Source organism: Hydromonas duriensis (genome assembly GCF_004363775.1).
GTDB lineage: Bacteria > Pseudomonadota > Gammaproteobacteria > Burkholderiales > Burkholderiaceae > Hydromonas > Hydromonas duriensis.
This window is the reverse complement of the sequence record NZ_SNZE01000001.1, coordinates 1-26,094: the sequence shown is the minus strand read 5'-3', so window position 1 is coordinate 26,094 and position 26,094 is coordinate 1. Positions and strand designations below refer to the sequence as shown.

The 26,094-nt window shown below is 46.6% G+C and carries 26 protein-coding genes; 6 read left to right on the top strand and 20 right to left on the bottom strand.

Features of this window, described 5'->3' with window-relative positions; translation table 11 throughout:
- Window positions 1-30 precede the first annotated feature (30 nt).
- Window positions 31-1,662, top strand: a complete 1,632-nt coding sequence (gene ggt / locus DFR44_RS00125) for a gamma-glutamyltransferase (RefSeq protein ID WP_246012007.1) — start codon at window positions 31-33, stop codon at window positions 1,660-1,662.
- A gap of 142 nt (window positions 1,663-1,804) precedes the next feature.
- Here the strand turns inward: ggt and DFR44_RS00120 are convergent, their stop codons facing one another.
- The 12 genes from DFR44_RS00120 to DFR44_RS00065 form a co-directional block, all read right to left on the bottom strand.
- On the bottom strand, window positions 1,805-2,320 hold the full coding sequence (locus tag DFR44_RS00120) for a septal ring lytic transglycosylase RlpA family protein (protein ID WP_133618677.1): 516 nt from the start codon (window positions 2,318-2,320) through the stop codon (window positions 1,805-1,807).
- Between the two features lie 78 nt (window positions 2,321-2,398).
- Entirely contained in the window at window positions 2,399-3,508 is a 1,110-nt protein-coding gene (gene rodA / locus DFR44_RS00115) for a rod shape-determining protein RodA (RefSeq protein WP_133618676.1), read from the bottom strand.
- Window positions 3,505-5,460, bottom strand: a complete 1,956-nt coding sequence (gene mrdA, locus DFR44_RS00110; protein ID WP_133618675.1) for a penicillin-binding protein 2 — start codon at window positions 5,458-5,460, stop codon at window positions 3,505-3,507. Before mrdA ends, rodA begins: the two co-directional genes overlap by 4 nt.
- A 10-nt stretch (window positions 5,461-5,470) precedes the next feature.
- Window positions 5,471-5,971, bottom strand: coding sequence for a rod shape-determining protein MreD (gene mreD / locus DFR44_RS00105; protein WP_162845095.1), 501 nt, complete (start codon window positions 5,969-5,971; stop codon window positions 5,471-5,473).
- Window position 5,972: 1 nt separating this feature from the next.
- Window positions 5,973-6,920 carry a rod shape-determining protein MreC gene (mreC, locus tag DFR44_RS00100; RefSeq protein WP_133618673.1) on the bottom strand — a complete coding sequence of 316 codons (948 nt, stop codon included), beginning with the start codon at window positions 6,918-6,920 and terminating at the stop codon, window positions 5,973-5,975.
- A 40-nt stretch (window positions 6,921-6,960) separates the two neighbouring features.
- Window positions 6,961-8,001, bottom strand: a complete 1,041-nt coding sequence (locus DFR44_RS00095; RefSeq protein ID WP_133618672.1) for a rod shape-determining protein — start codon at window positions 7,999-8,001, stop codon at window positions 6,961-6,963.
- 248 nt (window positions 8,002-8,249) lie between these two features.
- Window positions 8,250-10,007, bottom strand: coding sequence for a phospholipase D-like domain-containing protein (locus DFR44_RS00090; protein ID WP_133618671.1), 1,758 nt, complete (start codon window positions 10,005-10,007; stop codon window positions 8,250-8,252).
- Window positions 10,004-11,161: a methionine aminotransferase gene (locus DFR44_RS00085; protein WP_133618670.1), complete on the bottom strand. Its 1,158-nt coding sequence runs from the start codon at window positions 11,159-11,161 to the stop codon at window positions 10,004-10,006. The genes DFR44_RS00090 and DFR44_RS00085 overlap by 4 nt, the downstream gene beginning before the upstream one ends.
- The gene (locus tag DFR44_RS00080; RefSeq protein WP_133618669.1) at window positions 11,158-11,622 is read right to left on the bottom strand and encodes a PIN domain-containing protein; all 465 of its coding nucleotides are present in this window, start codon (window positions 11,620-11,622) and stop codon (window positions 11,158-11,160) included. The genes DFR44_RS00085 and DFR44_RS00080 overlap by 4 nt, the downstream gene beginning before the upstream one ends.
- 94 nt (window positions 11,623-11,716) lie before the next feature.
- Window positions 11,717-12,289, bottom strand: a complete 573-nt coding sequence (gene ruvC / locus DFR44_RS00075; RefSeq protein ID WP_246011993.1) for a crossover junction endodeoxyribonuclease RuvC — start codon at window positions 12,287-12,289, stop codon at window positions 11,717-11,719.
- A 62-nt stretch (window positions 12,290-12,351) separates the two neighbouring features.
- Window positions 12,352-12,828, bottom strand: a complete 477-nt coding sequence (locus DFR44_RS00070; protein WP_133618668.1) for a DUF421 domain-containing protein — start codon at window positions 12,826-12,828, stop codon at window positions 12,352-12,354.
- 268 nt (window positions 12,829-13,096) lie between these two features.
- On the bottom strand, window positions 13,097-13,873 hold the full coding sequence (locus DFR44_RS00065; protein ID WP_133618667.1) for a hypothetical protein: 777 nt from the start codon (window positions 13,871-13,873) through the stop codon (window positions 13,097-13,099).
- 227 nt (window positions 13,874-14,100) lie between these two features.
- On the opposite strand from DFR44_RS00065, the gene DFR44_RS11355 reads away from it, so the two are divergent.
- The 3 genes from DFR44_RS11355 (at window position 14,101) to DFR44_RS00055 (ending at window position 17,381) form a co-directional block, all read left to right on the top strand.
- A complete protein-coding gene (locus tag DFR44_RS11355) occupies window positions 14,101-14,241 on the top strand; it encodes a transposase (protein WP_162845094.1) in 141 nt (46 codons plus the stop codon).
- A gap of 228 nt (window positions 14,242-14,469) precedes the next feature.
- On the top strand, window positions 14,470-15,441 hold the full coding sequence (gene ylqF / locus DFR44_RS00060; RefSeq protein ID WP_133618666.1) for a ribosome biogenesis GTPase YlqF: 972 nt from the start codon (window positions 14,470-14,472) through the stop codon (window positions 15,439-15,441).
- A 131-nt stretch (window positions 15,442-15,572) separates the two neighbouring features.
- Window positions 15,573-17,381 carry an autotransporter domain-containing protein gene (locus DFR44_RS00055; protein ID WP_133618665.1) on the top strand — a complete coding sequence of 603 codons (1,809 nt, stop codon included), beginning with the start codon at window positions 15,573-15,575 and terminating at the stop codon, window positions 17,379-17,381.
- Between the two features lie 124 nt (window positions 17,382-17,505).
- On the opposite strand, the gene yaaA is transcribed toward DFR44_RS00055, so the two are convergent.
- Window positions 17,506-18,294 (bottom strand): peroxide stress protein YaaA, encoded by a 789-nt coding sequence (gene yaaA, locus DFR44_RS00050; protein ID WP_133618664.1) that lies wholly within the window; start codon window positions 18,292-18,294, stop codon window positions 17,506-17,508.
- Window positions 18,295-18,397: 103 nt separating this feature from the next.
- Here yaaA and DFR44_RS00045 point away from each other — a divergent pair, with 103 nt between their 5' ends.
- A complete protein-coding gene (locus DFR44_RS00045) occupies window positions 18,398-19,138 on the top strand; it encodes a 16S rRNA (uracil(1498)-N(3))-methyltransferase (RefSeq protein WP_133618663.1) in 741 nt (246 codons plus the stop codon).
- A 237-nt stretch (window positions 19,139-19,375) separates the two neighbouring features.
- On the top strand, window positions 19,376-19,906 hold the full coding sequence (locus DFR44_RS00040; protein WP_133618662.1) for a YidB family protein: 531 nt from the start codon (window positions 19,376-19,378) through the stop codon (window positions 19,904-19,906).
- Window positions 19,907-20,068: 162 nt separating this feature from the next.
- On the opposite strand, the gene DFR44_RS00035 is transcribed toward DFR44_RS00040, so the two are convergent.
- From DFR44_RS00035 to DFR44_RS00005, 7 genes are all read right to left on the bottom strand, one after another.
- Complete coding sequence (locus DFR44_RS00035; protein ID WP_133618661.1) at window positions 20,069-20,998, bottom strand: hydrogen peroxide-inducible genes activator; 930 nt, start codon at window positions 20,996-20,998, stop codon at window positions 20,069-20,071.
- 20 nt (window positions 20,999-21,018) lie between these two features.
- Window positions 21,019-23,106, bottom strand: coding sequence for an ATP-dependent DNA helicase RecG (gene recG / locus DFR44_RS00030; protein ID WP_246011992.1), 2,088 nt, complete (start codon window positions 23,104-23,106; stop codon window positions 21,019-21,021).
- 133 nt (window positions 23,107-23,239) lie between these two features.
- Window positions 23,240-23,695 (bottom strand): hypothetical protein, encoded by a 456-nt coding sequence (locus DFR44_RS00025; RefSeq protein WP_133618660.1) that lies wholly within the window; start codon window positions 23,693-23,695, stop codon window positions 23,240-23,242.
- 68 nt (window positions 23,696-23,763) lie between these two features.
- Window positions 23,764-24,267, bottom strand: coding sequence for a hypothetical protein (locus DFR44_RS00020; RefSeq protein ID WP_133618659.1), 504 nt, complete (start codon window positions 24,265-24,267; stop codon window positions 23,764-23,766).
- Complete coding sequence (locus DFR44_RS00015; RefSeq protein ID WP_133618658.1) at window positions 24,251-24,706, bottom strand: hypothetical protein; 456 nt, start codon at window positions 24,704-24,706, stop codon at window positions 24,251-24,253. The genes DFR44_RS00020 and DFR44_RS00015 overlap by 17 nt, the downstream gene beginning before the upstream one ends.
- Window positions 24,707-24,755: 49 nt before the next feature.
- Window positions 24,756-25,556 (bottom strand): hypothetical protein, encoded by an 801-nt coding sequence (locus tag DFR44_RS00010; protein WP_133618657.1) that lies wholly within the window; start codon window positions 25,554-25,556, stop codon window positions 24,756-24,758.
- Window positions 25,556-26,094: DUF2345 domain-containing protein (locus DFR44_RS00005; RefSeq protein WP_133618656.1), on the bottom strand; the 539-nt coding region annotated here is incomplete at its 5' end. The genes DFR44_RS00005 and DFR44_RS00010, both read right to left, overlap by 1 nt.

Sequence of the window (26,094 nt, the reverse complement as noted above, 5' to 3'; positions counted from 1 at the left end):
GGTTTATTGTTTACAGCTTTGATTCTGAGCATGGGCGTAACGACCCGATATTGCGATGCGAAAGATTTAAAATCAGCGGCTGTCGCAGCCCCTGACGCATACGGGGCCATTGCCGCCAAGGAAATATTACGCCAAGGGGGCAATGCCGTTGATGCTTCAGTTGCCACGGCGTTTACATTAGCAGTGACCAAACCAGATGCGGGCAACTTAGGCGGAGGTGGATTTATGACTATTTTTTTGGATGGAAAGCCGTATTTTTTAGATTACCGTGAGGTCGCTCCTCAAGCGGCAACCGCCAATATGTATTTGGATGACAAGGGAAATGTCATTGAAAACCTGAGCCTAATCGGCAATTTGGCGGTCGCTGTACCTGGCACGGTTAAAGGAATGTGGGCTGCTCATCAGCGTTTTGGTCGTTTAAAATGGGCGCAGGTGCTCGCACCAGCGATTCGTTACGCCCAAAAAGGCTTCACCGTGTCAAAGTATTTAAATGACACCCGAAATGCCTCCCTTAAGGATTTTAGTGCCACCAATTTTGCCCAATACTTTAAAGGCATGAAAACAGGGCAACGTTTTGTCCAGCCCGAACTGGAACAAACCTTGCGCAGAATTGCTCAAAATGGTGCACCGGAATTTTATGAAGGTCATACGGCTGACTTGCTCGTGACACAAATGAGCAAAAACCAAAAAGGCATCATCACGAAAGAGGATTTGAAACAATATCAAGCCGTTTGGCGCGAGCCCCTTCAAGTCGAATGGAATGGGTTTAATGTCATTACAGCCCCTCCGCCAAGTTCAGGTGGCATTGCATTATTGCAACTGCTCAAAATGAAAGCGAATCTGGCGCCTCATTTCAATCAAGTGCCGCTCAATTCGCCTAAATACATCCATTTGGTATCGGAAATGGAAAAACGGGTCTTTGCCGATCGTGCAAAATATTTGGGCGATCCCGCTTTTGTCAATGTGCCCGTTACTCGCTTGTTGGATGACACGTACGTCGAACAACGAGCCGCTGAAGTCAATCCGAAAACCATCTCTCCAACGCCCAACATCAAAGCTGGACTTGAAAAACCTCAAACCACACACTTTTCCATCGTCGACAAGTGGGGGAATGCGGTATCAAACACCTACACCCTAAACGGCGACTACGGCAGCGGCGTCGTGGTTGAAGGTGCGGGATTTCTTCTCAATGATGAGATGGATGATTTTTCAAGCAAGCCTGGCGCACCCAATCTATTCGGCGTGGTCGGCGGGGATGCCAATGCCATCGCACCCCATAAACGCCCCCTTTCATCGATGAGTCCAACCATTTTGACTAAAAAAGACACCCCAGTTTTGGTCATAGGCACACCTGGTGGTTCTCGAATCTTTACTTCTATTTTTCAAACCATCACCAACATATATGATTACAAGATGCCCTTGAGGGGTGCTGTTGCGGCGATGCGCTTTCATCATCAACTGTTACCCAAAGACACCATCTTTTTTGAGCCTTACAAACCCATACGTGGCTATTTAGCCAAAGCATTGCAAGACCGTGGCTACAAATTAGAGAACCAAGGTTGGACGGGGGATGTGCAAGCCATTTTAATACGTCAGGATCAACCTATGCCTGTCTCAGACCCACGCGGCACGGGAACATCGCTTATCGTTCCCAACAAATAAACGCGTATAAATCGAAATCGTCTTGGTTAAAAATCAAGCTTGAAGGTCAACCACTATTGCGAATGACGAGTATATAAAAACGCCACCTTTTAGGTGGCGTTTAATGCGATGGTGTATTTGATTTGAGTGCAACAAACAAATATTATTGCTCAACCACTTCCAACTTCACTTGTGCAGTGCCTGAAGTTGTCGAGCCAATTTGTTTAGCGGCTGCAACTGACAAATCAATAATACGACCACCCACATAAGGTCCGCGGTCATTCACTCGCACAATAGTACTTTGACCATTGTTTAGGTTCGTGACCTTTAACTTAGTCCCAAACGGCAAGGTACGATGGGCAGCTGTCATGGCATTCATATTAAATGTTTCACCATTTGCAGTGCGTCGGCCGTGGAACCCAGGACCGTAATACGAGGCAACACCTGTTTGCAAAGCACGTAATTTAGTGTCTGTCGGTGCAAAACTGGTTTTTTGCACATTAACACTAGGTACTTTAGACTCAAGCGCAGTAGCCCCATTTACAGGGTAATCTGCAACCACCGCATTGGCAGTTGCTATTTCTTTCGCAGAGGTAAACGCGCTCATTGATGCTACAGTAACAAAAGCGGTTGCCCCTATTGCCAGCACAATACGCCGACGTGTTTTCAAACGAATCATTCCGTCCTACTCCTTATAGACGGGGTGTTAGACTGGTTATTATTTATTATAGGAGGTCTTTTTACCCACAAGTGTGCATCATCTGATTCGATGGTGGCGCACACCCATTAACATGCCACAACCCACGCCTAAGGTAATCAACGCGGTTCCGCCATAACTCATAAACGGCAGTGGCACTCCAACCACTGGCAACATACCCGCCACCATGCCCATGTTCACAAACGCATAAGTGAAAATAATCATAGTAATGGCACTCGCCAGCAGACGTTCGAATCTCGTGGACGCGCCATGCGCAATCGACAAGCCACGAAAAATCAGCATCAAGTATAGCACAAGAAGCAAAATGACACCAATCAGACCAAACTCTTCAGATAACACCGCCACAAGAAAGTCGGTACTGCGTTCGGGCAAAAATTTCAAATGCGTTTGAGTACCCTGCTCAAAACCTTTACCTAACCAGCCGCCCGAACCAATAGCCGTCTCAGCCTGCAAGATATGAAAACCAGCCCCGCGAGGATCTGACGTCGGGTCGAGCAACACTTCAATCCGCGTGCGTTGGTAGGGTTTTAAAAACTGCCAAATGATAGGGAAACTAAAGACGACAGTGCCAATAAGCCCCCAAATCACTTTCCAACTCAAGCCTGCAAAGAAAATCACATACGAGCCTGCAAACACCACCAAGAGAGCTGTTCCCAAGTCGGGCTGCTTGGCAATCAATAAAAAGGGAATAAGCAACAATACGCCAGCCAAACCAAAACTAAACCATGCCTGTCTTCCAGAAACGATGCCCGTTAAATGAAAGTAATACGACAACATTAAAGGCACAGCGATTTTAAGCAATTCAGATGGCTGAATCACTATCCCCACATTGAGCCAACGTTTTGCGCCCAATTTGGTTTGCCCAAACAATGCCACAGCGATTAACAATACAACACCGATAACATATAAAGGAACAGCCGCCTTCATCAGCCATTGTGGGGGAATATAAGCGAAGGCGAGCATGACCACAAAACCTATGCCTAAGTTGCGGATGTGATCAGGGAAGCGTTCTGGAATATCAGACGAAGCGCTGTACATCGCCACGATGCTTAAGGCTGCAATCAGCACCAAAATTAAAATCATGGCTCCATCTAATGGGGCAAAAATTTTGCGCAATCCAGCTAACTCGGATTGATGGCTTAATCTCATGGCTTACCCGCCTTTGTCGTATCATTGGTTTGCGACGAAACACTTTGAGGATTCATAATCGTGGGCGTGTCAAATCGTTTACCAGCCTGTGACTCATTGAACGCTTTGAGCACATCACGCACCAAGGGAGCGGCCGCACTGGCACCGAAGCCCGCATTCTCGACAATGGTCGCCACAGCGATTTTAGGATGGTCGGCTGGATAAAATGCGATGTACAGTGAGTGATCGCGTGAGAACTCACCTCTCACACTTTGTTTGTACGTTGAATTTTGCGCAACAGTAAACACCTGAGCCGTACCCGTTTTTCCTGCAACTTGCCCAGGTAAACCATTAAATATCCCACGCCCTGTACCTGAGATGTTCACCTGAACCATAGCTCGACGGACCAAATCAATGTCTGCGGCTGGAATTTTTAAATCTAAAGCAACTTCTGGGGCTATTTCAGTTTCCTGCCCCGTCACAGGGTCAATTTTAGCTTTGAGCAAATATGGTTTCATGCGCACGCCACCATTTGCAATGGTGGCAACACCTGTGGCCAATTGCAAAATAGTCATGGTGTTTTCGCCCTGACCAATGCCCAAGTTAATGGTACGACCTGGTGCCCACTCTCGATTTTCGCGTTTCAAAGCCCACTCACTCGAGGGCAACAAACCAGCTGACTCACCAATTAAATCAATTCCAGTTTTTTGCCCAAAACCAAAACGGGTCATTTCTTGATGGATTAAATCAACCCCCATTTTGTAAGCCAAGTCATAGTAGTACACATCGGATGACACTGCGATTGAGGTGAACATATTGACAGCACCGTGACCGCGTCCGCCTGTACTGTCACGATATTTATGACCGCCAAAATTATAAATACCACCATCTTGAATCACCAAATCACGGTCTCGTGCGCCCGAGTGCAATGCCGCCAACGCCATAAATGGCTTATACGTTGAGCCTGGAGGATAACCTCCTCGTAAGGCACGATTTAAAAGGGGTTTGTTTTTTGATTCATTCAAACCTTTCCAATCGTCCATGGAAATACCGTCCAAAAACAGATTGGGGTCATACGTAGGGGAACTCACGAAAGCCAGCACTTCACCTGTTGAAGGCTCAATAGCCACCAAAGCACCCCGACGGCCTGCAAACGCTTTTTCTGCTGAAGATTGAACATAGGCGTCAATCGTCAATTTCACGTTCAGACCATTGACAGGTGGCTGACTACCCAATTCCCTTAAACTGTGGCCGCCAGCATACACTTCAAGCATCTGATAACCTGTTTTGCCATGCAAAATAGACTCGTAACTTTGCTCAATGCCTGTGCGACCAATATGCGTAGTACCCCGATAAATTTCACTCAATTGTTCTTCTTCTAGACGCAACTTATCTTGTTTGTTCAAACGCCCAACATAGCCCACAACATGCACACCCATCGAACCATTAGGGTACTCACGGAACGATTGTTTTTTGATTTCTACGCCCTTGAATCTAAATTGCTCCACTGAAAAACGAGCCACCTCATCTTCGGTCAGCTTGACTCGAATGGGGATAGAATCATGCGAAGCCGCATCTTCTTTGATTTTTTTGAATTTTTTAATATCCGCGTCAGTGATATTTATAATCGTTCTGATGCGCTCAATGACCCGCGCAATGGCTTCATCCGTGGTTTCTTTTGGACTCACGCGCTCTAAGTCATCGGGCGAGATTTCCAAAGAAAACCCGATACTATTTTTCGCCAAAGGCACGCCATAACGATCAAAAATAGAACCGCGTTCGGGGGTAACGGGCACCATTGATGTGCGGTTACTTTCGGCTTTACGGTCAAAGGCCTCGTGACGCACTACTTGCAAGTACACAAAACGAGCCACCAATATGCCAAAACACACGAGCACTAAAAGTTGTGCGACAAGTAGTCTGCGCTTAAATAATTCTTGTTGAGAAGTGCTTTTCGAATAATCAATGTGCATATGAACAAGCTCAGTTGGCCACCCAAGACCCCATGGCTCGTGATTGGGCGCTGCGCGTTAACAACCAAGCGAGCATCATCCAAGCGAGCATGCCAAAAATCACCCAACCTATTTGCAATATGTCAACAGGCTGCCCAGCCAATAAATGCACCAGAGCACGCAACAATTGGGCGCAAAGCATCAAAACCGTGCCATATAACGCGTGGGCAAATACGGATGAAAATTGCAAACGTGGCGTTAAAAAACGCATAATTGACAACAGCCATACATACATTAAGGCGTGCTCTCCGAGCAATGACACCTGTTGCACATCCATCACAATTCCCATGATGAACGCCAAGACGAGCGAAATACGGCTGGGTTGGTACAAAGTCCAAAACAATAAGATAAAGCCCATCCAATCCAACCATACGGTTTGGCGAACCGTCAAAAAAGATAAAGCCCAAGCCACAACAAGAGTCAACCAAACAATACGTGCTTTAACTGCACCCAACCATTGCTCTGCCCGCATTTCAATCCCCCTGCTTTTCTTTAGCTCGCGCACGCGCAATTGCACCCAGTGTATTAGGCTCTGCGTCTTGAACCACTTGACTGGCTTGCTCTTGGCTGCGTTTTGCCATGTGAGCAACATCTGGCACTTGCAAAATTAATACGTAGCGCGTTGACATGCCTTCGGTCGTGGGCACAACAGTGATGGTTGATTGCGAACCTTCGGCCGCCGTATCAATTTTACTGACTCGCCCAACTTTCAAACCCGCTGGATACAGCCCGTCTATACCAGATGTCACAAAAACGTTATCAACATTCAAGTGTACTTCTGTACTAAAAAACCGTAAAGACAACAAACCTTCTGAAGTATGCCCCGAGATAAAACCTCTCACTTTAGGATCATGCTCCAACTGAACGGGCACGTTAATTTTGGTATCTAAAATCAATGTGAGTTCAGATGTGATGGGCGTAACGCCTGTAATTTGCCCCAGCAACCCTTTTGAGGTGATGACGGGTTGACCTGCCACAACACCATCTTGACTACCTTTGTTGAGCACGAGCTTACGGGCATAAGGGTCGACCACTTGATACAAAACCTGAGCGGCTAATGACGGGGTTTTTTGCTCAAGTTTTAGACCTTGTTGCTCACGCAACACATTGTTGTCTTGCTCGACTTGGTTCAAGAGAGCAAGCCGCGCGGCTTGCTCTTGATTCATCGCTATCAATTTTTGGTTGTCCAACGCCAAGCGCTCTAAATCATAAACATGAAAAAAGGCGTCAGAAAACCAAGTTCGAGCGGCATGCAAAGGCGTTTGCACCAAGCCCAAACTTGAACTGATGGTCGCACGCACCCATTGCAAGTGATGGGCTTTACCATCAACAAGCATGAGAACAATCGCAAACGCACTTGCAAAAACAAGCCTTGCCCACTTTGGCGTGGTGCGACGAAATAATTGATAATCATTTTTCATGACGCGTTGAACTCCGAACCTAACCGCTATGCGTCAATAATTATTCGTAAGAAAACAATGATGGGAAATTCTCAATGTACTCTAACGACATGCCCGAGCCGCGAACCACGCATGTCAGCGCATCTTCAGCGACATACACGGGCAATCCTGTCTCTTCTTGTAACAAGCGATCGAGGTCTTTCAGTAACGCGCCACCACCTGTCAACACAATACCGAGCTCAGCGATGTCTGAACTTAACTCTGGAGGCGTTTGTTCCAAGGCAATTTTCACTGTTGAAACAATGGCATTCAAAGGTTCAGATAACGCTTCCAAAATTTCGTTCGAATTAACAGTAAAGCTACGGGGTACACCTTCAGCCAAGTTGCGACCTTTTACTTCCATTTCTTTAACATCGGCACCTGGGAAAGCCGTGCCAATTTCTTTTTTAATCAATTCAGCAGTAGGCTCACCAATCAACATGCCATAGTTGCGACGAATATAGTTAACAATCGCCTCATCAAATTTATCACCACCGACGCGCACGCTGTTTTTGTAAACCATTCCACCCAAAGAAATCACGCCGACTTCGGTTGTGCCACCACCAATGTCAACCACCATTGAGCCACGGGCTTCAAAAACGGGCAAGCCCGCGCCCAAAGCAGCCGCCATTGGCTCTTCAATCAATAATGCTTGAGATGCGCCTGCATTTTGCGCTGACTCTCTAATGGCGCGACGCTCAACTTGGGTCGAGCCACAAGGAACACAAATCACGATGCGTGGACTGGGTTTAAATAAATTCGACTCATGCACTGAACGGATAAAATGTTTAAGCATGGTTTCTGTGACACTAAAATCAGCAATCACACCGTCTTTCATTGGGCGAATCGCATCAATGTTGCCAGGCACTTTACCCAACATTTGTTTAGCTTCCAAACCGACCGCCTGAACTTGCGCACGCCCAGTCTTGCTATCATGACGAATCGCCACCACTGATGGTTCATCTAAAACGATGCCCTGATTTTTAGCAAAAATTAAGGTATTCGCTGTACCTAAGTCAATTGCCAAATCATTTGAGAAGTATTTTCGGATAAAGTTAAACATGTTCTTCCTTTTTTGTGTTGACTTCGTTTTACGACTCGCAAGCCTCATCTTCAGATAAAAGTCGTTAATTTAAGTTAATTTTCAACAAAATCGCCCATCTCGATTTTATTAATTCAGTATTCAGTGGGTGCGTACTTTGGCAGCCGCATGCGACTTTTCGCACACCCGTGTAAAACACGTAATCATAGCGCAAATTCAACAAGCTCGTTGATTTTCATACGTTATTTTTGCCAAAAATCACGGTGATTTTACAAAAAATTTTCGGGCAAGCAAGCGCCGATATTTCTTTGTAAACGTCGCCAAAAATTGCCTCGCTCTCGTAAAATAACTCTCCCCCCATTCATAGCAGGTTCTGGTTGTATCATCTCAACGGGCGATTGCGCCCCCCCACTGTTTTCATTCGTGCGCCATTCCAGTTGCCCTTTATGGTTCAAAATCACGGCATAACTGTAGTCTAAAGACATTGCATTGAGCAAAGCATTGCGCACATTTTTAGCAAAATCAGGCTGACGTGAAAGGATGCCCGCTTCAGTATTCCAGACCACGGAACGCGGGTCAAGATTCATTGAACCCACATAGCTGACTTCTCCGTCAATGACCGCCGCTTTTGAGTGGAGCGCGGTGCGCGACCCCTTCCAACTGAATATTGGATGCCGCCATTGCGGGGTTGCGCCTACGTTTGGAAAACCCTTTAACTCATAAATCTTTACACCCGCTTCGAGTAGAGGTTTACGGTACCGAGAATAAGGGCCATTGACCAAGGGAACATCATTTGATTCTAACGAATTACTCAAGAGAGTGACCGCTACCCCTTTTTTGACCAAACCTTGCAAGAGCTGAATAAAATCATCGCCTGGTAAAAAATAGGGGCTGGCAATAATCACTTCTCGCTTGGCTTGTTGAATCTTTGAAACAAGGGCGTCAAACATCGCCGACCCCGAAGACTGCACGTCGGCCTCATTCGGTATGCGCACATCTTTTTGGGCAGGAGGCGTTGTGACTTTGGTGGGCGCATCACTGTAAAAATCAATGCCCCCCCACAGCAGTTTAGGCAAAATATCGGGCAACACATGATTCTCTGCCTCGTTCAATGCGCTTAAGTAAGGGTGACGAGCCACTCGTTCCTTTCGTGTCAGCGCATTGGTTTTGAAAATCATTTTCTGAATATCTTCTTTAGTGCTGACCTGCGGGGCTTTTTCAAACAGTTCGACTGGAATGGCGTTGTTTGAGTTCCAAAATTCATCAAAACTTCGTTGCATTTGTCCCACCACTGCACCGCTTAACAACACATCTAAGTCAGAAAAATTATCACTTTCGTTGGCATTAAAATATCGGTCGCCGATATTCCGCCCCCCCGTAATACCCAGCACACCATCTGCCAACCAAACTTTATTGTGCATGCGTCGATGTTGGGTGCTCAAATTAGCGACCAACATCAGATTGCGCGACAACACGGTGCCGCGAAAGCGGCGAATTGGATTAAAAATACGCACTTCGATGTTATCGTGAGCCGCCAAAACAGTCATTTCTTTATCGCGCCCCAGCGTATCCATATCGTCAATCAAAATTCGAATCCTGACCCCTCGATCAGCTGCCTTGACCAGCTCCCGAATCAATAGGCGCGAACTTAAACCAGTGTGTAAACTGTAATATTGCAAGTCCAGCGTATGAGTGACGTTTTTAATCAAGGCATTGCGCACCGCAAACGCTTGCACCCCATCCGCCAGCGGATAAATACCCGATGCGTTCGCTTCGACTTGGGGCACTGCTTGTTCAAGCCTCATTGACAAACTCTGTTGCTTTTTTTTCATCGACTCACTTTGAGTAGGTGCAAGCTGAACATGCGCAGCTTTGGGCTGAACACGGCGAACCATTTGCACTAAAGGGGCATTGGCATCAACCGTTCGTGTGGCTTCAAAAACAGGCGTGTAAGGTTCAGGCAATACACTGGCACAGCCGCTCAACACACACACACAAGCCCATAACGCCACCCCTTTCAACATCATGGTTTCAATCCGCTGCACAGTTTATCTAAAGCCGCCACCAAGGTTTGTTCTTCTTTCGCAAAACAAAAACGCACGAGTGTCTGTTGAGGCAAAGGTACGCCATAAAACGGCGACAGTGGAATGGCAGCCACACCGACTTCTCGCGTCAAATGCACGGCAAACTCAACGTCACTCATCTTTGAAAAGGAGCTTAAATCACCATAATCCACCAACTGAAAGTACGTCCCTTGACACGGCAGCAGCCGTAAACCCGTCATCGCCAAGCCCTGACGAAAAGCATCTCGTTTGGTCTGATAAAATGCGGGTAATTCATCCGTGATATTCGGATGCGCATTTAAATACTGCGCAATGCCCAACTGCAAAGGCGTTGCCACCGTAAAGGTATTGAATTGATGCACAGCCCGAATCGCTTGAGTGAGACGCTCAGGGGCAATGGTGTAGCCAATTTTCCAGCCTGTGACATGTAATGTTTTACCAAAACTGGCCACGTGAATGGTGCGCGCCGCGAGGGCTGGACGACGCAAAGCGGATTGATGTAGCGCGCCATCAAACACCATGTGCTCATACACTTCGTCGCTAATCACCCACACATCATAGTGCTCCGCTATCCGCTCCAACTCCACCAAGTCATCCGCAGTAAACGTGTTTCCCGTTGGATTGTTCGGCGTATTGACGATAATGGCTCGGGTTTTTGAAGTCACCGCCGCTTCTACAGCAGCCCAATCGACCACAAACTCTTGCTTATCATTTAAATGTAAATTCACCGCCACAGGTCGACCGCCCGCATTGATGATGGCAGGACGGTATAAATCATAAGCAGGTTCTAAAATAATCAACTCATCTTGCGGTTCCGTTATCGCCAAAATTGCGCAGAACAAGGCTTCAGACGCGCCCGCTGTGATGGTAATGTGCTTATCCACATCCGCAACAAAGCCATAATGCCTGTTGACCAGCGCAGAAATGGTTTGGCGCAACGGCAAAGTACCTATCATTGGTGCGTATTGATTATGGCCCGCTTGCATCGCCGCATAAGCGGCATCGAGCAAAGCAGAATCAGCGGCAAAATCAGGAAAACCTTGCCCCAAGTTAATCGCCTGATGTTGCTGCGCCAACGCGCTCATGGTGGTAAAAATAGTGGTTGAAAGCTGTTTCATACACGCTCCATCAATTCGTGTGCGGTTGGGTACGCGCGCGCCCAGTCCAACAAAGTCCCAACGCGAACGCCCTGCTTCGCGGCTCGTTTACGTAAATCCAATAAATGATGGTCTTTGGTCAGCAGCCAATCAACAGCGTACGCCAAGGCGGCATCAATGAATATTTGGTCATCTCGGTCTTGGCAGCGTATTGACGGCTGGACGGACTGAGCGGGCACTTCTCGTGCAATCTGCTGCATCCTCTTGTCTACCAAGATTTGCTGTTCGATACTCAACTTAAAGTGCGCACGCGAAATCACATCCAAAAACTCAACGCGCATGTCAGACGTATAAACAATGTCCAACTGACCCGCAGCGTGTAAGGCTTGCAAAGGTTTAATCGCTTCATCACTAAACACAAGCCAATCAAGCCAAATGTTGGTATCTAAAATATACAGGGGTTTAACACGGTTCACACTCATTCTACCGACACGCAATCATGTTCAACATATCAAAATTCATTTTAAAGATAGGTTCAGCATCGTACAAAAAGAAAAAGCAACGAGCACCTCATCGCTACAACGCCACCAATCGCCCATTTTTAATACGCATGCCTTTTTTACCCAAGCCACCCAATACATCACTTTTGGCGAGCATCGCCAACTGGGAACGATTTTGCGCATGGCAAATCGCCGCTGCAAGTGCATCCGCGGCATCCGCCTGCGGTTTTCGCGGCAGCTCAAGGAGACGCGCCACCATCTCTTGCACCTGCTCTTTATTCGCTTTACCGTGACCGACCACTGCTTTTTTTAATTGCAAAGCGGTGTATTCATGCACCATCAAGTCTTTCAAAACCAACGCGCTAATCGCTGCACCACGGGCTTGACCAAGCAACAAGGTCGACTGTGGGTTGACATTGACAAACACCTTTTCTATCACGGACTCATGTGGCGTATAACGCTCTATAACCTCATGAATGCCGTCAATCAAAGAGCGCAACCGCTCAGGCAAAGCCTCTCCCGTCACTTTAATCACGCCACTGGACACATACCGCATGGTGTGGTTATGCACGTCAATCACCCCGAAGCCTGTAAAGCGCAGGCCTGGGTCGATACCAAGGAGACGGGTCATTTGAATGGGGTTGGACATGGGCAAAATTTTAGCATGGCATGATGAAACCAATGGGTTTCATTCGCAAAATAAGGCTGACATTAAGCATGTGCAGCGTCTTTTTTAATGACATTGATATGCCCATTGGTCTCCAAAACCGCCAAACGAACCACATCAATACTGACACAATCATTTTGGCGCAACGCATTATTGAGTTCATGGTGAGTGATTCGATTGCATTTCATGACATCGCTATACAGATAGCCATTGTGAATCAAGACTTCAGGGCGACCTTCAATAACTTTTTCCGCTGTTTTACTGCGGTATGTCGCCCAAGCGACCAAACCATTGATACTTAAAAGACTGATGGTGATGATAAAGCCTGCCGTTACCGTATTATCGCCACCATTCATGGCATTTTGCACACCATTGGATAACAATAACAGCAACACAAAATCAAAAGGAGCCAGTTCACCGATTTGTCGTTTACCCGTCAAGCGCAAGCTCATCATAACGAAAACATAAACCAACACTGCTCGAGCGATAAACTCCCAATAAGGCAACGATAGAGTCCACATAACAACCTTTCATTTTTTGTTTAAGCATTCGTAGGGAACGATTACATGAGCTGTCATTGTAAACCCTGATTCAGTCTGTAAGCTCAATCAACAGTCTGAATCAAAAGTCTAAATCAATAGTTTGAATCAACACTTTGAATCATTGGAACAAACCTGACTTCCCGCCTCACAATAAACCACAAACCAAGTGCAACCAAGAGAAAAAAGCCATGTCACCATGGCTTTTTAATGAACACAACTTAATTCATTCAGCTTAATTAACCCAAGCTCAACGCACTTTTTTCGATTGTTTAGAGGGCGCTTGTGCTCGACTTGATGGAGGCGATTTAAGCTTCTTCGCGTCAGCAGGGCGCTTGACCTTTTGACTGCTTTTATTTTTAGCTTGAGTGGGTTTAGTGACCTTAGTTGTCGTTTTGGCTGTTGTTCGAGTTTTGCGCTTCGACACGTCCGCCGCTTTAGGTTTAGATTTTACCGTAGGTTTGGTCGATTTTTTGGGTGATACGGATTTTGCCTTAACGGGTTGTTTGACCTGCGCTGAACGCTTAACCTGCTTTGAGTTGTTTTTAGGTGCAACCTTTTGCTGTTTTGAGGTTTGTTTACGCGTCGATGTCCGTTTCGACTGAGATGGCTTCGAATGCTTTTGGGTCGAGCGCGTTGCTTTTTTATGCGCCGTTTGTTTGTGCTGTTGACCTGCGCGCGCCGATGCCTTTTTGTTTTTCGATGTTTTAGACGCTGCGCGTGAAGACTTAGCACCCGATTTTTTGTGATGGGCTTGGGATTGGCGAGTTGATTTTTTGCCGTGCTTCACCTTTTGTTTAACGTGTTTTTTGGCCTTACGTGTGCTTTTTTTATTGGCTTTTTTGCTTGAAGGCTGATAAACATGCTGACTTGATTCGAATGGAACCATAGGCGTATGCCGCACACCACCTGATGCTGAGACCGTTGCAGGTGTTATCACAGGGTCTTCAGTGCGCAAGGTTTGTGCAAAAGCCGAGTTGAACCATAAAGAAGTGACTATACTGAAAAAAAGGATGTGTCTTTTCATAAATCTCTCAAGTTGAAGCATTAAAATGCCGTTATTTTAATAGAGGCTATTCCTGAGCAAGTAACCAAATGTAAAACGCAGTATGCGTATTTTAAAACAACATTACGGATAAATTAGAAACTTTAAACCAATGGATAGAAACACACACATTGTTTTTGCAGAAGATGGCATCGGTCTTGCCAATCTAGGGCGTGTTAACACTACGTCCGATTTGTTATAAGCCTTGTATGAAACTAAGCGAATCCCAATACACGCGAATCGAAGCACTGTTACCGAAGCAGCGCGTTAACGTCAGTCACAGTAACCTGCAAGTGCTCAACGCCATACTTTATGTGGGTTGCATCATGACTGCAAAGGAACGCGTGTAAACCGTCAACAACTCATCGAGCATCAATGCGGCACATTGGCTGGCGATAGCGGTTCTCCAATTTTCACCTTGGATAACGGTGCACCTATGCTCATCGGCATCCAAAGCTCCGCACCTGCACCCGAGATTCGTCGACAAGCAGATAAAACGCCTGACAGAACAACAGCGGTAAACACCACAACGGGTATAATGGCGCATTACATTCATTACCCTTTAGTTAGAAGCAATTATGTCCATTCAATGGTTCCCAGGTCACATGAACTCAGCACGCACCAAAGCGGCCGAGACCATGGAGACCACCGACCTCGTTATCGAAGTGCTGGATGCGCGCCTGCCGCAAGCCTCAAGCAACCCCATTGTTCACGAGCTGCGCATTCATCGTCAACGCCCGTGCTTGAAAATTTTAAACAAATCAGACCTTGCCGACCCCAATGCAACCAAAGCATGGCTGGCGCACTTCAACGCACAAAAAAACACCCATGCAATTGCCTTGAGCTGTAAAAACCCTGCTGAAGTGCACAAAATTCCAAATATTTGCCGAGGCATCGCCCCTCATCGCAACGATCCGACCAAACCTTTGCGCATGATGATTATGGGAGTACCCAATGTCGGCAAATCCACATTGATGAACGCCCTCCTCAAAAGGCGGGTGGCCAACGTCGGCGATGAACCCGCCGTGACTAAAACTCAACAACGTCTGTTGCTCGGCAAAGACATGGTGCTGGTGGACACCCCAGGGATGCTGTGGCCAAAAATCGCCATGCCTTCAGACGGTTTAATGCTCGCGGCCAGTCATGCGGTGGGTACAAACGCGGTATTTGAAGATGAAGTGGCCATTTACCTCGCGGACTTGCTACTCACACGCTACCCTGCTTTGATTCAAAAACGTTTCAAAACTGAAGACATCGAGACCGCCGATGGCGTGGGCTTAATTGAACACATCGCTAAAAAACGTGGTTATCGCCTTAAAGGTGGCTCGCTGGACTTTGATAAAGCCGCTCATGCCCTACTGCTCGACTATCGCAGCGGCGCCATTGGTCGCATCAGCCTTGAGACCCCTGACAGCCGTGCGACCAGCCTTGAGCAATTTGCAAAAGAGCAAGCCGAAAAAGATGCTCATAAAGCTCAAATCGAGCAAGAACGTGCTGAAAAAGCCAATCGTGGTAAGCGAGACAGCCAACAACCCACTTTTGAAAAATAATCCGTTCATTCGCTTTATTTAGGTTGCATTGCAACATCAAAAAAATGAACGTGCGTGCGTGAAAATGCTATTCTGTCGCCTGCTAAAATCTACAAAAAGACTTAAACAGCAGTTCCTCAGGAGACCACAATATGCGCACATTCATTCGCTCAACTTTGCCCCTTTTTGTATCCAGTGCCCTCATGGGCATCGCCTTCAATGCCCACGCTTATGATAACGTGGTCATTTTTGGTGACAGTTTGTCTGACGGTGGTATTTACGGCAGTCGTTTCACCACCAATCCAGGCTTAACAGCCGCCGAGTATTTTGCCCAAGGCTTAGGTTTTACAACCACCCCATCAACCACTGGCGGCACGAATTATGCTCAAGGGGGCGCGCGCGTGGCATCGGCATCGAGTACGCAACCTGCTAATTTACAACGCTCAGTCGCGACACAATTATCAACCGAGTATTTCTCAAAAACAAACAACTTGGCCAATGGCAACACGGTTTATGTGATTCAAGGGGGTGCAAATGACATCTTCCAAAACCTTGAACAAGTCCAGTCAGGTGCCATCACGCAAGCAACCATGCAGCAAAACCTCATCACCGCAGGCACGGCTTTTGCTCAACAGGTGTCGGCGTTACAATTAGCAGGCGCGAAATACATTGTCGTGCCTAATGTACCGAACTTGGGTGCGACACCTGCCTTTGCAGGTGCGTTGTCGAGCACAGGCTCGGCCTTAGCCTCGGGTTTCAACTCTGTTGTTAAAACAGCCCTCACAACGTTTGGCACCAACGTGGCGGTGCTTGATGTGTATTCACTGGTGAATGAAGTGGCCTCCAACCCGACCAGCTACGGTTTTACTAACGCCAGCAGTCCAGCGTGCACATCAACCTTGAACGGACAATTGAGCTCTCTGGCCTGCACGCCTTCAACGTTGGTCTCGCCCAATGCCGCCAGCACTTACGTTTTTGCCGATGGCGTCCATCCAACCGATGCCATGCATAAGTTGACAGGTCAGTACATGTTATCGGTACTCAATGCGCCCACACAAATCAGCTTGTTATCCGCTGCCCCACTGGCGGGCAGCATGAGCCGCTTAAGAAACTTGGCGATGAATACGCCTCATGCGGGCAATCAAACATGGCACACCTTTGCGGACTACGACCATACGCCAACGAAATTCGGTGAAGCAAAAAGCACCGCCAATAATTTCTTAGTCGGCGTTGACCGCAAATTGGGTTCAGGTCGCCTCGGGTTGAGTGTGGGTTATCAAAAATACGATGGCTCGTTCGGTTCAGGTGCGGGTGGCTTTGACATTAACGAACCTTCAGTCGGTCTTTACTACAACTTAGGCTTAGCAGCAAACAGCCTCAATGCGAATATAACGGCTTCATTAAACTACGGTAAATTAAGCGTGTCTAATCTGAAACGCAACATCACATTGGGTTCAAATACGCGCACCGAAACAGGTGATACTAGCGGTAGTCACTGGTCGCTTGGCATTGCGGCGGATGCGACGGTGGGGTCTTTTGCCAACAACGCATTTAAACATGGCCCAACCGTGAGCCTAAGCTACGAAGACATTAAGTTGGATGCGTTTGATGAACAAAGCAATTTGAGCACGGCGATGAGCTACGGTGCGCAATCGCGCCACGGCTTTTTGGCGTCACTCGGCTACCAAGTCAAAGGCGATTTAGGTCGCTTCAAGCCTTATGCTAAAGTGGCTTATGAACTTAACGGCACACGCGGCTCGGATGTGAATGCGCATGTCAAATCCACTTACAGCAGTTTTAGTACGCCTGCTTTAGAAACAGCTGACGGCTTCCGCGCTGAACTGGGCACTGCGGTTGACATCACACCTGCAATCAATGCACACATCGGGTTAGGCAGCACATTTGCTAAGGACTCTGGCAAAGAAACCTCGTTTAATATTGGCATTGATGCAAAGTTTTAACAATCAACCAAATATTTTGAGACCTAAATATTTAACATGAATATTTAAAGAGTTGAACACAAAAGCCAGTCCGAACGACTGGCTTTTGTGTTTTTTGATTTTTTGTATTGAAAGCGACTTTTAATTAACGCTCATCCCGCACAAACAATAATTGTGTCACGCCATTTTTAGCCGTTTTTTCGCTTTCAAAACGATAACCTTCTTCGCTAAAAGATTTTAAGTCATCAGGTGACTGCACTTGATGCGTCACTGCCCACCGCGCCATCACACCGCGCGCACGTTTGGCAAAAAAACTGATGATTTTGTATTGGCCGTTTTTACGGTCTTGAAATACGGGTTGAATCACAGGCGCATTCAATGATGTGAGCGGTACAGCCTTGAAATACTCATCCGAAGCCAGATTAATTAAATAACGAGACGCAAGAGGCTGTTCTGACAATTCGGCATTTAAATGTTGCGCCAATGTTTCGCCCCAAAACGCATATAAATTCGCACCTTTTTTATTTGCCAAAGCCGTACCCATTTCAAGTCGATAGGCTCGCATTAAATCCAATGGCCGCAAAAGACCGTATAAACCTGACAAAATGCGAATGGTCTTTTGTGCCTCAAGTAGTTGAGCTTCGCTTAAGTGCGCCGCAGCAAACCCCTCATACACATCACCATTAAACGCCAAAATAGCTTGTTTGGCCGTGGCCTCATCAAATGTAGGCTGCCACTCAATATTGCGCGCAACATTGAGTGCCGCCAGCTTATCCGATAAATGCATGAGTTGCGCCAGCGCAGGCACATCGTATGTACGCAAAACGTCCATCAACTCACTGGATTGTCGAACAAACTGCGGTTGCGTGGCGGTGTGAACATGGGGCGGCGTTTCAAAATCTAAACTTTTGGCAGGGGATAACACAATCAACATGAGAACCTCGTAACGGCTATTTTTAAAGAAACAGGGCATCATTTAAACACATTCACGCGTAAAATGCTCGCATCACATCTTTACCATTTATGAATACATCACCATGATTTCTCGCTTTTATTTACCTCAGCCGTGGGCGACGATGAACACCCCTTTTCAGTTGCCTGATGAGATTTTTCGTCACGCGGTCACCGTATTGCGCTTGCGCGTGGGCGAACCGTTTGTGATATTTGATGGCGCAGGGCAAACGGCACAGGCTCATTTAATCAGCATTGATAAAAAATCAGCTCAAGCGCAACTGAATGACATTCAAACACTCAGCGTTGAGTCCCCATTAACCATCACCCTCGCGCAATGTTTGTCCTCCGCCGACAAAATGGATTGGACCATTGAAAAAGCAGTTGAATTGGGCGTGTCGCGCATTATTCCGCTATTTTCAGCACGCAGCCAAATCAAATTGTCTAGCGAACGCGCCATAAAAAAACTAGAACACTGGCAACGCATCGTCATCGCAGCTTGTGCACAAACGGGGCGTAACGTGCTACCCGAATTAACAGCGCCGATGAGCCTCAACTCTTTTTTAGGTGCTGAAAAAAACAATGAAGACCTCAAATTAATCCTTCACCCTCGCAACGCTCAACCTTTTAAAACCCTACCTCAACCCCAACCGCAGCAGTCGGTCACGGTGCTGATTGGCCCTGAGGCAGGTTTTGATGAGTCTGAATTGATGAACGCACAATCCGCACACTTCACACCCACCCTGCTCGGCCCACGCATCTTACGTACTGAGTCAGCGGGCTTGGCAACAATTGCCGCATTACAAACCCTCTGGGGAGATTTTTAGAGCGGTCTCTTAGAGCGTTATCAAGGCCTCCTTTAAATGATTAAATGAATGAACTGAGGTTAATTTTATTTAAATTTTCATTTGTTCATCATTTACCCCGCTCGACTTCATGCTAAGATTTACCAATGCGATGTGGTAGGCGGCAAACTTGCCGTGAATTTGCCGCTGCACTCTTGGTGAAAATACGTTTTACATTTATTTCACCTTTATTTAAGCATTTTTAACAAGGATACAATCATGGGTTTGTTGGACGGAATTTTAGGTGCTGCGTTGGGTAATCAACAAGGCGGCGTACAAGGCGCTTTGTTACAAGCAGTGATAGGCATGATGACCAATCAACAAGGTGGCAATGGCTCATCAAGTGGCTTGGGCGGCATACTGGGCGGACTGTTAAGCGGCAATCAGCAACAAGGCGGCTTAGGCGATATGCTGGGCGGTTTATTGGGCGGTGGCCAAGATGCCCAAAGCCAAGTGGCAGGTGGTTTGGGTAATCTAACAGGGCTATTGAGTCAGCTGGGCTTAGGTCAACAGGTCGACTCGTGGGTGGGTACAGGAGAAAACCAAGCCATTTCAGCGGACGACATTCACAACACATTAGGTCAAAACGGAATGTTGTCTCAACTGGCGCAACAAGCGGGCTTATCCGAACAAGATGCCGCAGGTGGTTTAGCGCAGCTTCTACCCAACCTCATCAACCAATTGACCCCAAACGGCAAAATAGATGCCAGTGACATTGGTTCTGTGTTGGGACAATTTTTGGGTAAATAAGCTTAATAATCAGATAATCAGGTGGATTAAGACGCTTTAAATATGCACTGATTTTAATGTGACAATGCACCATGTGCATGTCAAACGGGCTGCTCAATGGATATCAAATCGGTATCACAAGCAGCCCGTTTTTATACTCCAAAACCGCCAAAGGCCTCATTCCTAAATCTTGTGTTTGACGCTAACGCCCATCAAACCACACTCACGCACCGCTTGAGCCAAAGTTTCGCAGGCCTCAGAGCGTGAATAATTTTTACGCCACACCAGCACCACGCGGCGTGTGGGCACAGGTTTAGCAAATGGAACATAAACCAAAGGGTCGTTGGGCGCGGCTTTGACTACGGCGAGCGCAGGCAAAACGGTCACTCCCAAGCCGCTCGCCGCCATGTGTCGCAATGTTTCCAACGAAGTGCCTTCAAAAGCCTTTTGTAAGCCGTCTTGCTCCACTCGAAAACTTTTGGCTCGTGGGGTCGCTTGCAACACCTGCTCACGAAAACAATGCCCAACACCCAACACCAACAAGGCTTCTTCTGTTAAGGCCTCACCGCTGATGTGCTTTCTTTTTGCCAGCGGATGCTTTTTGGACAAGGCCACAAAAAAGGCTTCGTCATACAGCGGTGCGATGCATAATCCACTGTCATCCACAGGTAAGGCAACAAATGCGGCATCTAAAGTCCCTTGCTTGACGCGCTCCAATAGAATATGGGTGTAGTTTTCTTGGACAATAAGGGGCATTTGCGAATGATGCGCCATCATGTGCGGCATGAGCTGAGGCAACAAATATGGGGCTACGCTATAAATCATGCCGACTTGCAACGCGCCTTGCTTTGGGTCTTGGCCTTTTTTGACCAACTCTTTAAGTGCTTCGACTTGGTTTAAAATCAGTTGCGCCTGCGCCACGACCTGCTCACCAATGGCTGTTGGATAAACTTCTTGCATGCTGCGCTCAAACAAAGTCGCACCCAACTCCTCTTCTAATTTTTTAATCGCAACGGACAAAGTGGGCTGACTGACAAAAGCGGCTTGAGCCGCATGTCCAAAATGTTTTTCTCGTGCCAATGCGACAACGTATCGCAATTCGGTTAAGGTCATGCCACCTCCTCTATACGTGATTAACCCGCCAGATAATGCTCACGTTGCGCCAACCAACGTTTTAAGTGAGCCGTTGCAGCCTGCGGATTATGTTGCCATAGCCATGCAGCGGCATCGCGTGCGCGTTCAAGCAACTCAACGTCCATTTCAATATCAGCGAAGCGCAGCAGCGGCAAGCCTGATTGACGAGTGCCAAGAAACTCGCCTGCACCTCTTAACAAAAGGTCTTGCCGAGCGACTTCAAAGCCATCTGTGGTTTCATACATGGTTTTTAAACGTTGCTTGGCAATGGCAGACAAGGGTTTATCGTACAATAAAATGCAAGTACTGTGCGCCGCGCCACGACCAACACGCCCGCGCAGTTGGTGTAATTGCGCCAATCCAAATCGTTCCGCATGCTCAATCACCATGACCGACGCATTCGCCACATCGACCCCGACCTCAATCACTGTCGTCGCCACCAACACATCCAATTCATGCGCCACAAACGCTTGCATCACCGCCCGTTTATCAGCGGCATTCAGCCGCCCGTGCACCAAGCCAATGCGCAACTCAGGCAGAGCCTCGCTTAAGGTGGCATGCGTGTCAATCGCCGTTTGTAGCTCCAGTGCTTCAGACTCTTCAATGAGCGGACACACCCAATAGACCTGCCGCCCCGCCGCCACGTCACGCGCGACTTTTTCGACCACATCCCCACGTCGTTGTTGGTCAATGAGCTTAGTCACCACAGGGGTGCGATTCGGTGGCAATTCATCAATAATCGCCACGTCCAAATCAGCAAAATAAGACAACGCCAACGTCCGCGGAATGGGGGTCGCACTCATCATCAATTGATGCGGGGCGTAATCTGCCAAATCGGTGCGCCCAGCCATCAAAACGCTACTTTGCATCTTGTGCCGCAACGCCAAACGTTGTGCCACGCCAAAACGATGCTGTTCATCAATCACCGCCAAGCCCAGTTGATGGAATTGCACCGCTTCTTGAATCAGCGCATGAGTACCAACGACAATATGAGCCTCATGTGCAGTGATTTCAGCATAGGCTTGAGTCTTATCCTTTTTTTTCACACTGGACGCCAGCCAAACCACTCGCACGCCAAGAGGCTCAAACCAACCACGCAATTTTTCAAACAACTGCTCCGCCAAAATTTCAGTCGGCGCCATCACCGCCGCTTGCCAACCTGCTGCCACGCATTGCGCACACGCCAATGCCGCCAAAACAGTTTTGCCCGAACCCACATCCCCTTGCAATAAACGATGCATCGGCTGGCTGCGGTGCATATCGTCAGCAATCAACGCCCATGCCCGCTGCTGCGCACCAGTCAGGGCAAATGGCAATTGAGCCACAAATCGATTCAACACATCACTCTTGGCTTGCAAAGAGGGGGCATGCTCCGAAGCCCGCTTGAGCTTGGCTTGCGTCAGCGAAATTTGTTGCGCCAACAGCTCTTCAAATTTGATGCGAGCCCATGCAGGATGGTCCCGCTCCGTCAACGCCGAAGGATTCACATCTGGAGGTGGCGCGTGCAGCAAGCGCACGGCTTGGTTCAACGTCGGCCACGTTTCATCCAAAATTTGGGTCGGTAAAATTTCAGGTAAATCAACCACATCCATGGCCCTTGCCATCAATTTACGCCATGCGGCCTGCGTCAGCCCCTCGGTGGTTGGATACACAGGCGTCAAATGCTCAGACAACGGCGTGGCGTCACTGACCTTTTGAAAGCGCGGATGCACCATTTCTACACCATAATGCCCCATCCTCGGCTCACCCTGTATGCGAACCAAAGCCCCCTCACGAAAAGCCGCCAATGTATTGGGATAAAAACTCAAAAACCGCACAACCAATACATCACCAGCCACATCCTGCGTGGTAACAAGCAGAGAACGTCGGCCGCGATACTGCACCGATTGCTCAACCACCGTCACTTGTACTTGCGCAAACACACCCAACCGCAAATCGGCTACGGGCGTGATACGGGTTTCATCCTCATAACGCAACGGAATGTGCAACAACACATCCTGATCCGACATCAAGCCCAGTTTAGCGAGTTTCTCACCCAACGCAGGCGTGATTTTAAGGTCTTTGGAAAAGCATGGAAGTGGAATCAAACGATGTCCTTATTTATTTAAAATTGGTTTAACAAGGTGACTGCAAAATCATCGCTATAGTTTATTCGTTTACTTCCAAGACCTCAATGATAAAGTGGCTTGACTGTCTGGCTAAGTGGTAGCACTCCATCCTCTATGTGCATTTCCCACTCTCTTCGCTCATAACCAGATTGGAGCCTTTTTTACAGACATTGACAGTAAAGTTAAAAGTTCCTGGTCGGTAATGGCTATCCTTATTTTCAGAAAGACCAAAGGAAAATTTCACTTTTCCTTTTTTAATGCTCAGCGCACTAGTTAAAGTAGAATTCAATTGACTCAGTGGAATACACGAAGACAAATAGGGCTTTGGTGGCCGCTCATAAATAGAAGGAGGGTCACCACTACTCTCACCGCTATTGATTCTAGCCGAATACCATGCTAAATCTATCAATTTGTTATCTTTCATTAGGCTTTGGGTTGTAAAACAATAATCCCCGTCTTTTTGATAGATAAAGCCTGAATCAATCCATTCGTACGCTGGGTTATAGGTTTCTCTTACCCAACATCCTGAAACAATCAAAGCAAACAATAAAACAATCATCTTCTTCATACAACCTCTGAAAAATATTGCTTCTCGCGCATGGGTTGACCCAGACTTCTTAATCAAATACAAGTCCTCTATTTGCACTTCTCATTCTCTTCGCGCATAATTAAAGCCGATTTTTTCTTGCAGATATAAACCACAAAATTAAATGCCGATGGTCGATAATTACTTTCTTTATTTTCAGAGAGATTAAAATAAAAATTCACCTGTCCCTCCTTCTTTGTCAAAGCATTTGTGAAACCGTAATCTAGTTTGCTCAGTGGAATACATGACGATAAAAAAGGCTTTGGAGGATTTTCATCAAAGTAGGAGTGTTCATATTTGCTTTCGTGACCGTTAACGCGAGCGGTATAGCTTGATAAGCTAATAAGTTTATCGTCTTTCAACAGGTATTCGGTCGTAAAGCAGTAGTCACCATCTCTTTGATACACAAAACCTGTATCAAGCCTATCTAATGCTGGATCCCTATATTCTCTTGCCCAACATCCAGCAGCAATCAAAACGGGCAACACAATTATCATCCCTCTCATACAAGCTCTATAAAATTCAAATAAAAGTCCTCTATGTGCATTTCCCATTCTCTTCGCTCATAACCAGATTGGAGCCTTTTTTACAGACATTGACAGTAAAGTTAAAGTAATCTGGTCGGTAACCGCTATCCTTATTTTCAGAAAAGCGAAACGTAAATTTCACTTTTCCTTCTTTTGTGCTTAGCGCACTGGTAAAAGTAGAATTCAATTGACTCAGCGGAATGCACGAAGACAAATAAGGCTTTGGTGGCCTCTCATAAACAGAAGGTGAGTCATCATCGTTCTTTCCTCCATTGATGTCAGCCCAGTACGTTATTAAATCAATCAATTGGTTGCCCTCCATTAGGCTTTGGGTTGTAAAACAATAATCCCCGTCTTTTTGATAGATGAAGCCCGAATCAATCCTAACGTTAGCATGGTCATCATATTCTCTTACCCAACATCCTGTAGCAATCAAAGTAAACAATAAAACAATCATCTTCTTCATACAACCTCCGTAAAATATTGCTTCTCTTATTATTAAGATTGGGATTTAATTACACTTTTCCTTTTTCGGTGTAGCCTCTTTTATCGGTTGGATCTTGTAAAAAATAACGTAATGCTTTCTTGTAAGGCTCTAACGCGGCTTCGTAAAGGTAACGTTTATTCAAATATATATCATTTAAATTGTTTTTCTCAATAAAATCCGCAGCAAATCCACCGAAAAGAAAAACCGGCCCCGAAATGTATTTTTTCTGATTCTTATCCCAATACTGATCTTCTGATGTTTTTTTATAATTAGGCGCGCCGAAATACCTCAATGCATAATAATCTTCAATCATATGAGCCTGAGCTTCTACAGGGTAATAGCCAAGCAAGTGGTCAAGATCATAGTTATATGCTGCTTGGCCGCTGACCCCTTGGTGATATAAAGAATTTAAAGCAACCCAACCACCACAATGATACTGCCAAATGTGTGCCATTTCATGAATAAATGTTTTTTGTTTCACTAGGCTGGCCTTTGAGAAATCTTCTTCATAAGAAGGCGATGGCCAATGAATTGAAGTGCCATTTTTTGTGACTGCACGGTCATCATAGTCAGCAAACATTCCCTCTCGAATTGTTACTTTGTCATATGGTATGAGCGAACCACCACTATTATTGGAGTAAAAGCGCTTCGCCATTTTTTTCTCTCCCTCTGTTAAAAACCGTACTTTTCCTTTTACTTCAACAGTCCTCACCGAAGTGCCAACCAATTTATTGTTTGTTGACACTCCTGAAATTGGTATTACGACAGGGGCTTGCCTCCGAAAACTGCAACAGTCTTTGGGTATCGTTTTTAGTGAGTTGTCAGTCATTACGACTCCTTATTTTTTGGATAAATTTTAATGTTACTGATTTCTTCAGGGCGTATCGTCACAATCCGTTCAGTTTTACTCTCTGCAGTTAAGATGCCCGTAAATACGTTTCCATTTTTCATTTCTATTTCATATTTACAGTTTGCAAAAGTTAATTTGCCATTTACATCAAGGATTTGAATTTGCTCATCAAAAATTTCTTTCCCAATAGATGGTAATACATAATCTACACTCTTCGGCCCCGGCGTATCATGATCCGCCGCCCAAGCCTTCCAATTCCCAGGCGTGCCTTCCTCAATCCCCGCCTTATTGATACGGATATACGAGCCACCCGCCGTCATTAAAATCTCATCCTTCGCCGCGATTTCAATGCGCTTCTTCTCAGAAATGATTTTAATAATCTTCTCGGCAATCAGTTCAATGTTGCCACTCTGCGCCTGAACCTCAACCGCTCCTTTGGCAGCAAACAATTTAATGCCCCCACCTTGTGTAAAGAAACTAATGCCTTTAGCCACCGAAGCCGCTAAGCGTTTACCCA

Excerpts from the sequence above, each read along its gene's own strand:
- ggt (WP_246012007.1), top strand. The coding sequence starts at position 31 with ATGGGCGTAACGACCCGATATTGCGATGCGAAAGATTTAAAATCAGCG.
- DFR44_RS00120 (WP_133618677.1), bottom strand. The coding sequence starts at position 2,320 with ATGATTCGTTTGAAAACACGTCGGCGTATTGTGCTGGCAATAGGGGCA.
- rodA (WP_133618676.1), bottom strand. The coding sequence starts at position 3,508 with ATGAGATTAAGCCATCAATCCGAGTTAGCTGGATTGCGCAAAATTTTT.
- mrdA (WP_133618675.1), bottom strand. The coding sequence starts at position 5,460 with ATGCACATTGATTATTCGAAAAGCACTTCTCAACAAGAATTATTTAAG.
- mreD (WP_162845095.1), bottom strand. The coding sequence starts at position 5,971 with ATGCGGGCAGAGCAATGGTTGGGTGCAGTTAAAGCACGTATTGTTTGG.
- mreC (WP_133618673.1), bottom strand. The coding sequence starts at position 6,920 with ATGAAAAATGATTATCAATTATTTCGTCGCACCACGCCAAAGTGGGCA.
- DFR44_RS00095 (WP_133618672.1), bottom strand. The coding sequence starts at position 8,001 with ATGTTTAACTTTATCCGAAAATACTTCTCAAATGATTTGGCAATTGAC.
- DFR44_RS00090 (WP_133618671.1), bottom strand. The coding sequence starts at position 10,007 with ATGATGTTGAAAGGGGTGGCGTTATGGGCTTGTGTGTGTGTGTTGAGC.
- DFR44_RS00085 (WP_133618670.1), bottom strand. The coding sequence starts at position 11,161 with ATGAAACAGCTTTCAACCACTATTTTTACCACCATGAGCGCGTTGGCG.
- DFR44_RS00080 (WP_133618669.1), bottom strand. The coding sequence starts at position 11,622 with ATGAGTGTGAACCGTGTTAAACCCCTGTATATTTTAGATACCAACATT.
- ruvC (WP_246011993.1), bottom strand. The coding sequence starts at position 12,289 with ATGTCCAACCCCATTCAAATGACCCGTCTCCTTGGTATCGACCCAGGC.
- DFR44_RS00070 (WP_133618668.1), bottom strand. The coding sequence starts at position 12,828 with ATGTGGACTCTATCGTTGCCTTATTGGGAGTTTATCGCTCGAGCAGTG.
- DFR44_RS00065 (WP_133618667.1), bottom strand. The coding sequence starts at position 13,873 with ATGAAAAGACACATCCTTTTTTTCAGTATAGTCACTTCTTTATGGTTC.
- DFR44_RS11355 (WP_162845094.1), top strand. The coding sequence starts at position 14,101 with ATGAAACTAAGCGAATCCCAATACACGCGAATCGAAGCACTGTTACCG.
- ylqF (WP_133618666.1), top strand. The coding sequence starts at position 14,470 with ATGTCCATTCAATGGTTCCCAGGTCACATGAACTCAGCACGCACCAAA.
- DFR44_RS00055 (WP_133618665.1), top strand. The coding sequence starts at position 15,573 with ATGCGCACATTCATTCGCTCAACTTTGCCCCTTTTTGTATCCAGTGCC.
- yaaA (WP_133618664.1), bottom strand. The coding sequence starts at position 18,294 with ATGTTGATTGTGTTATCCCCTGCCAAAAGTTTAGATTTTGAAACGCCG.
- DFR44_RS00045 (WP_133618663.1), top strand. The coding sequence starts at position 18,398 with ATGATTTCTCGCTTTTATTTACCTCAGCCGTGGGCGACGATGAACACC.
- DFR44_RS00040 (WP_133618662.1), top strand. The coding sequence starts at position 19,376 with ATGGGTTTGTTGGACGGAATTTTAGGTGCTGCGTTGGGTAATCAACAA.
- DFR44_RS00035 (WP_133618661.1), bottom strand. The coding sequence starts at position 20,998 with ATGACCTTAACCGAATTGCGATACGTTGTCGCATTGGCACGAGAAAAA.
- DFR44_RS00025 (WP_133618660.1), bottom strand. The coding sequence starts at position 23,695 with ATGAAGAAGATGATTGTTTTATTGTTTGCTTTGATTGTTTCAGGATGT.
- DFR44_RS00020 (WP_133618659.1), bottom strand. The coding sequence starts at position 24,267 with ATGGGAAATGCACATAGAGGACTTTTATTTGAATTTTATAGAGCTTGT.
- DFR44_RS00015 (WP_133618658.1), bottom strand. The coding sequence starts at position 24,706 with ATGAAGAAGATGATTGTTTTATTGTTTACTTTGATTGCTACAGGATGT.
- DFR44_RS00010 (WP_133618657.1), bottom strand. The coding sequence starts at position 25,556 with ATGACTGACAACTCACTAAAAACGATACCCAAAGACTGTTGCAGTTTT.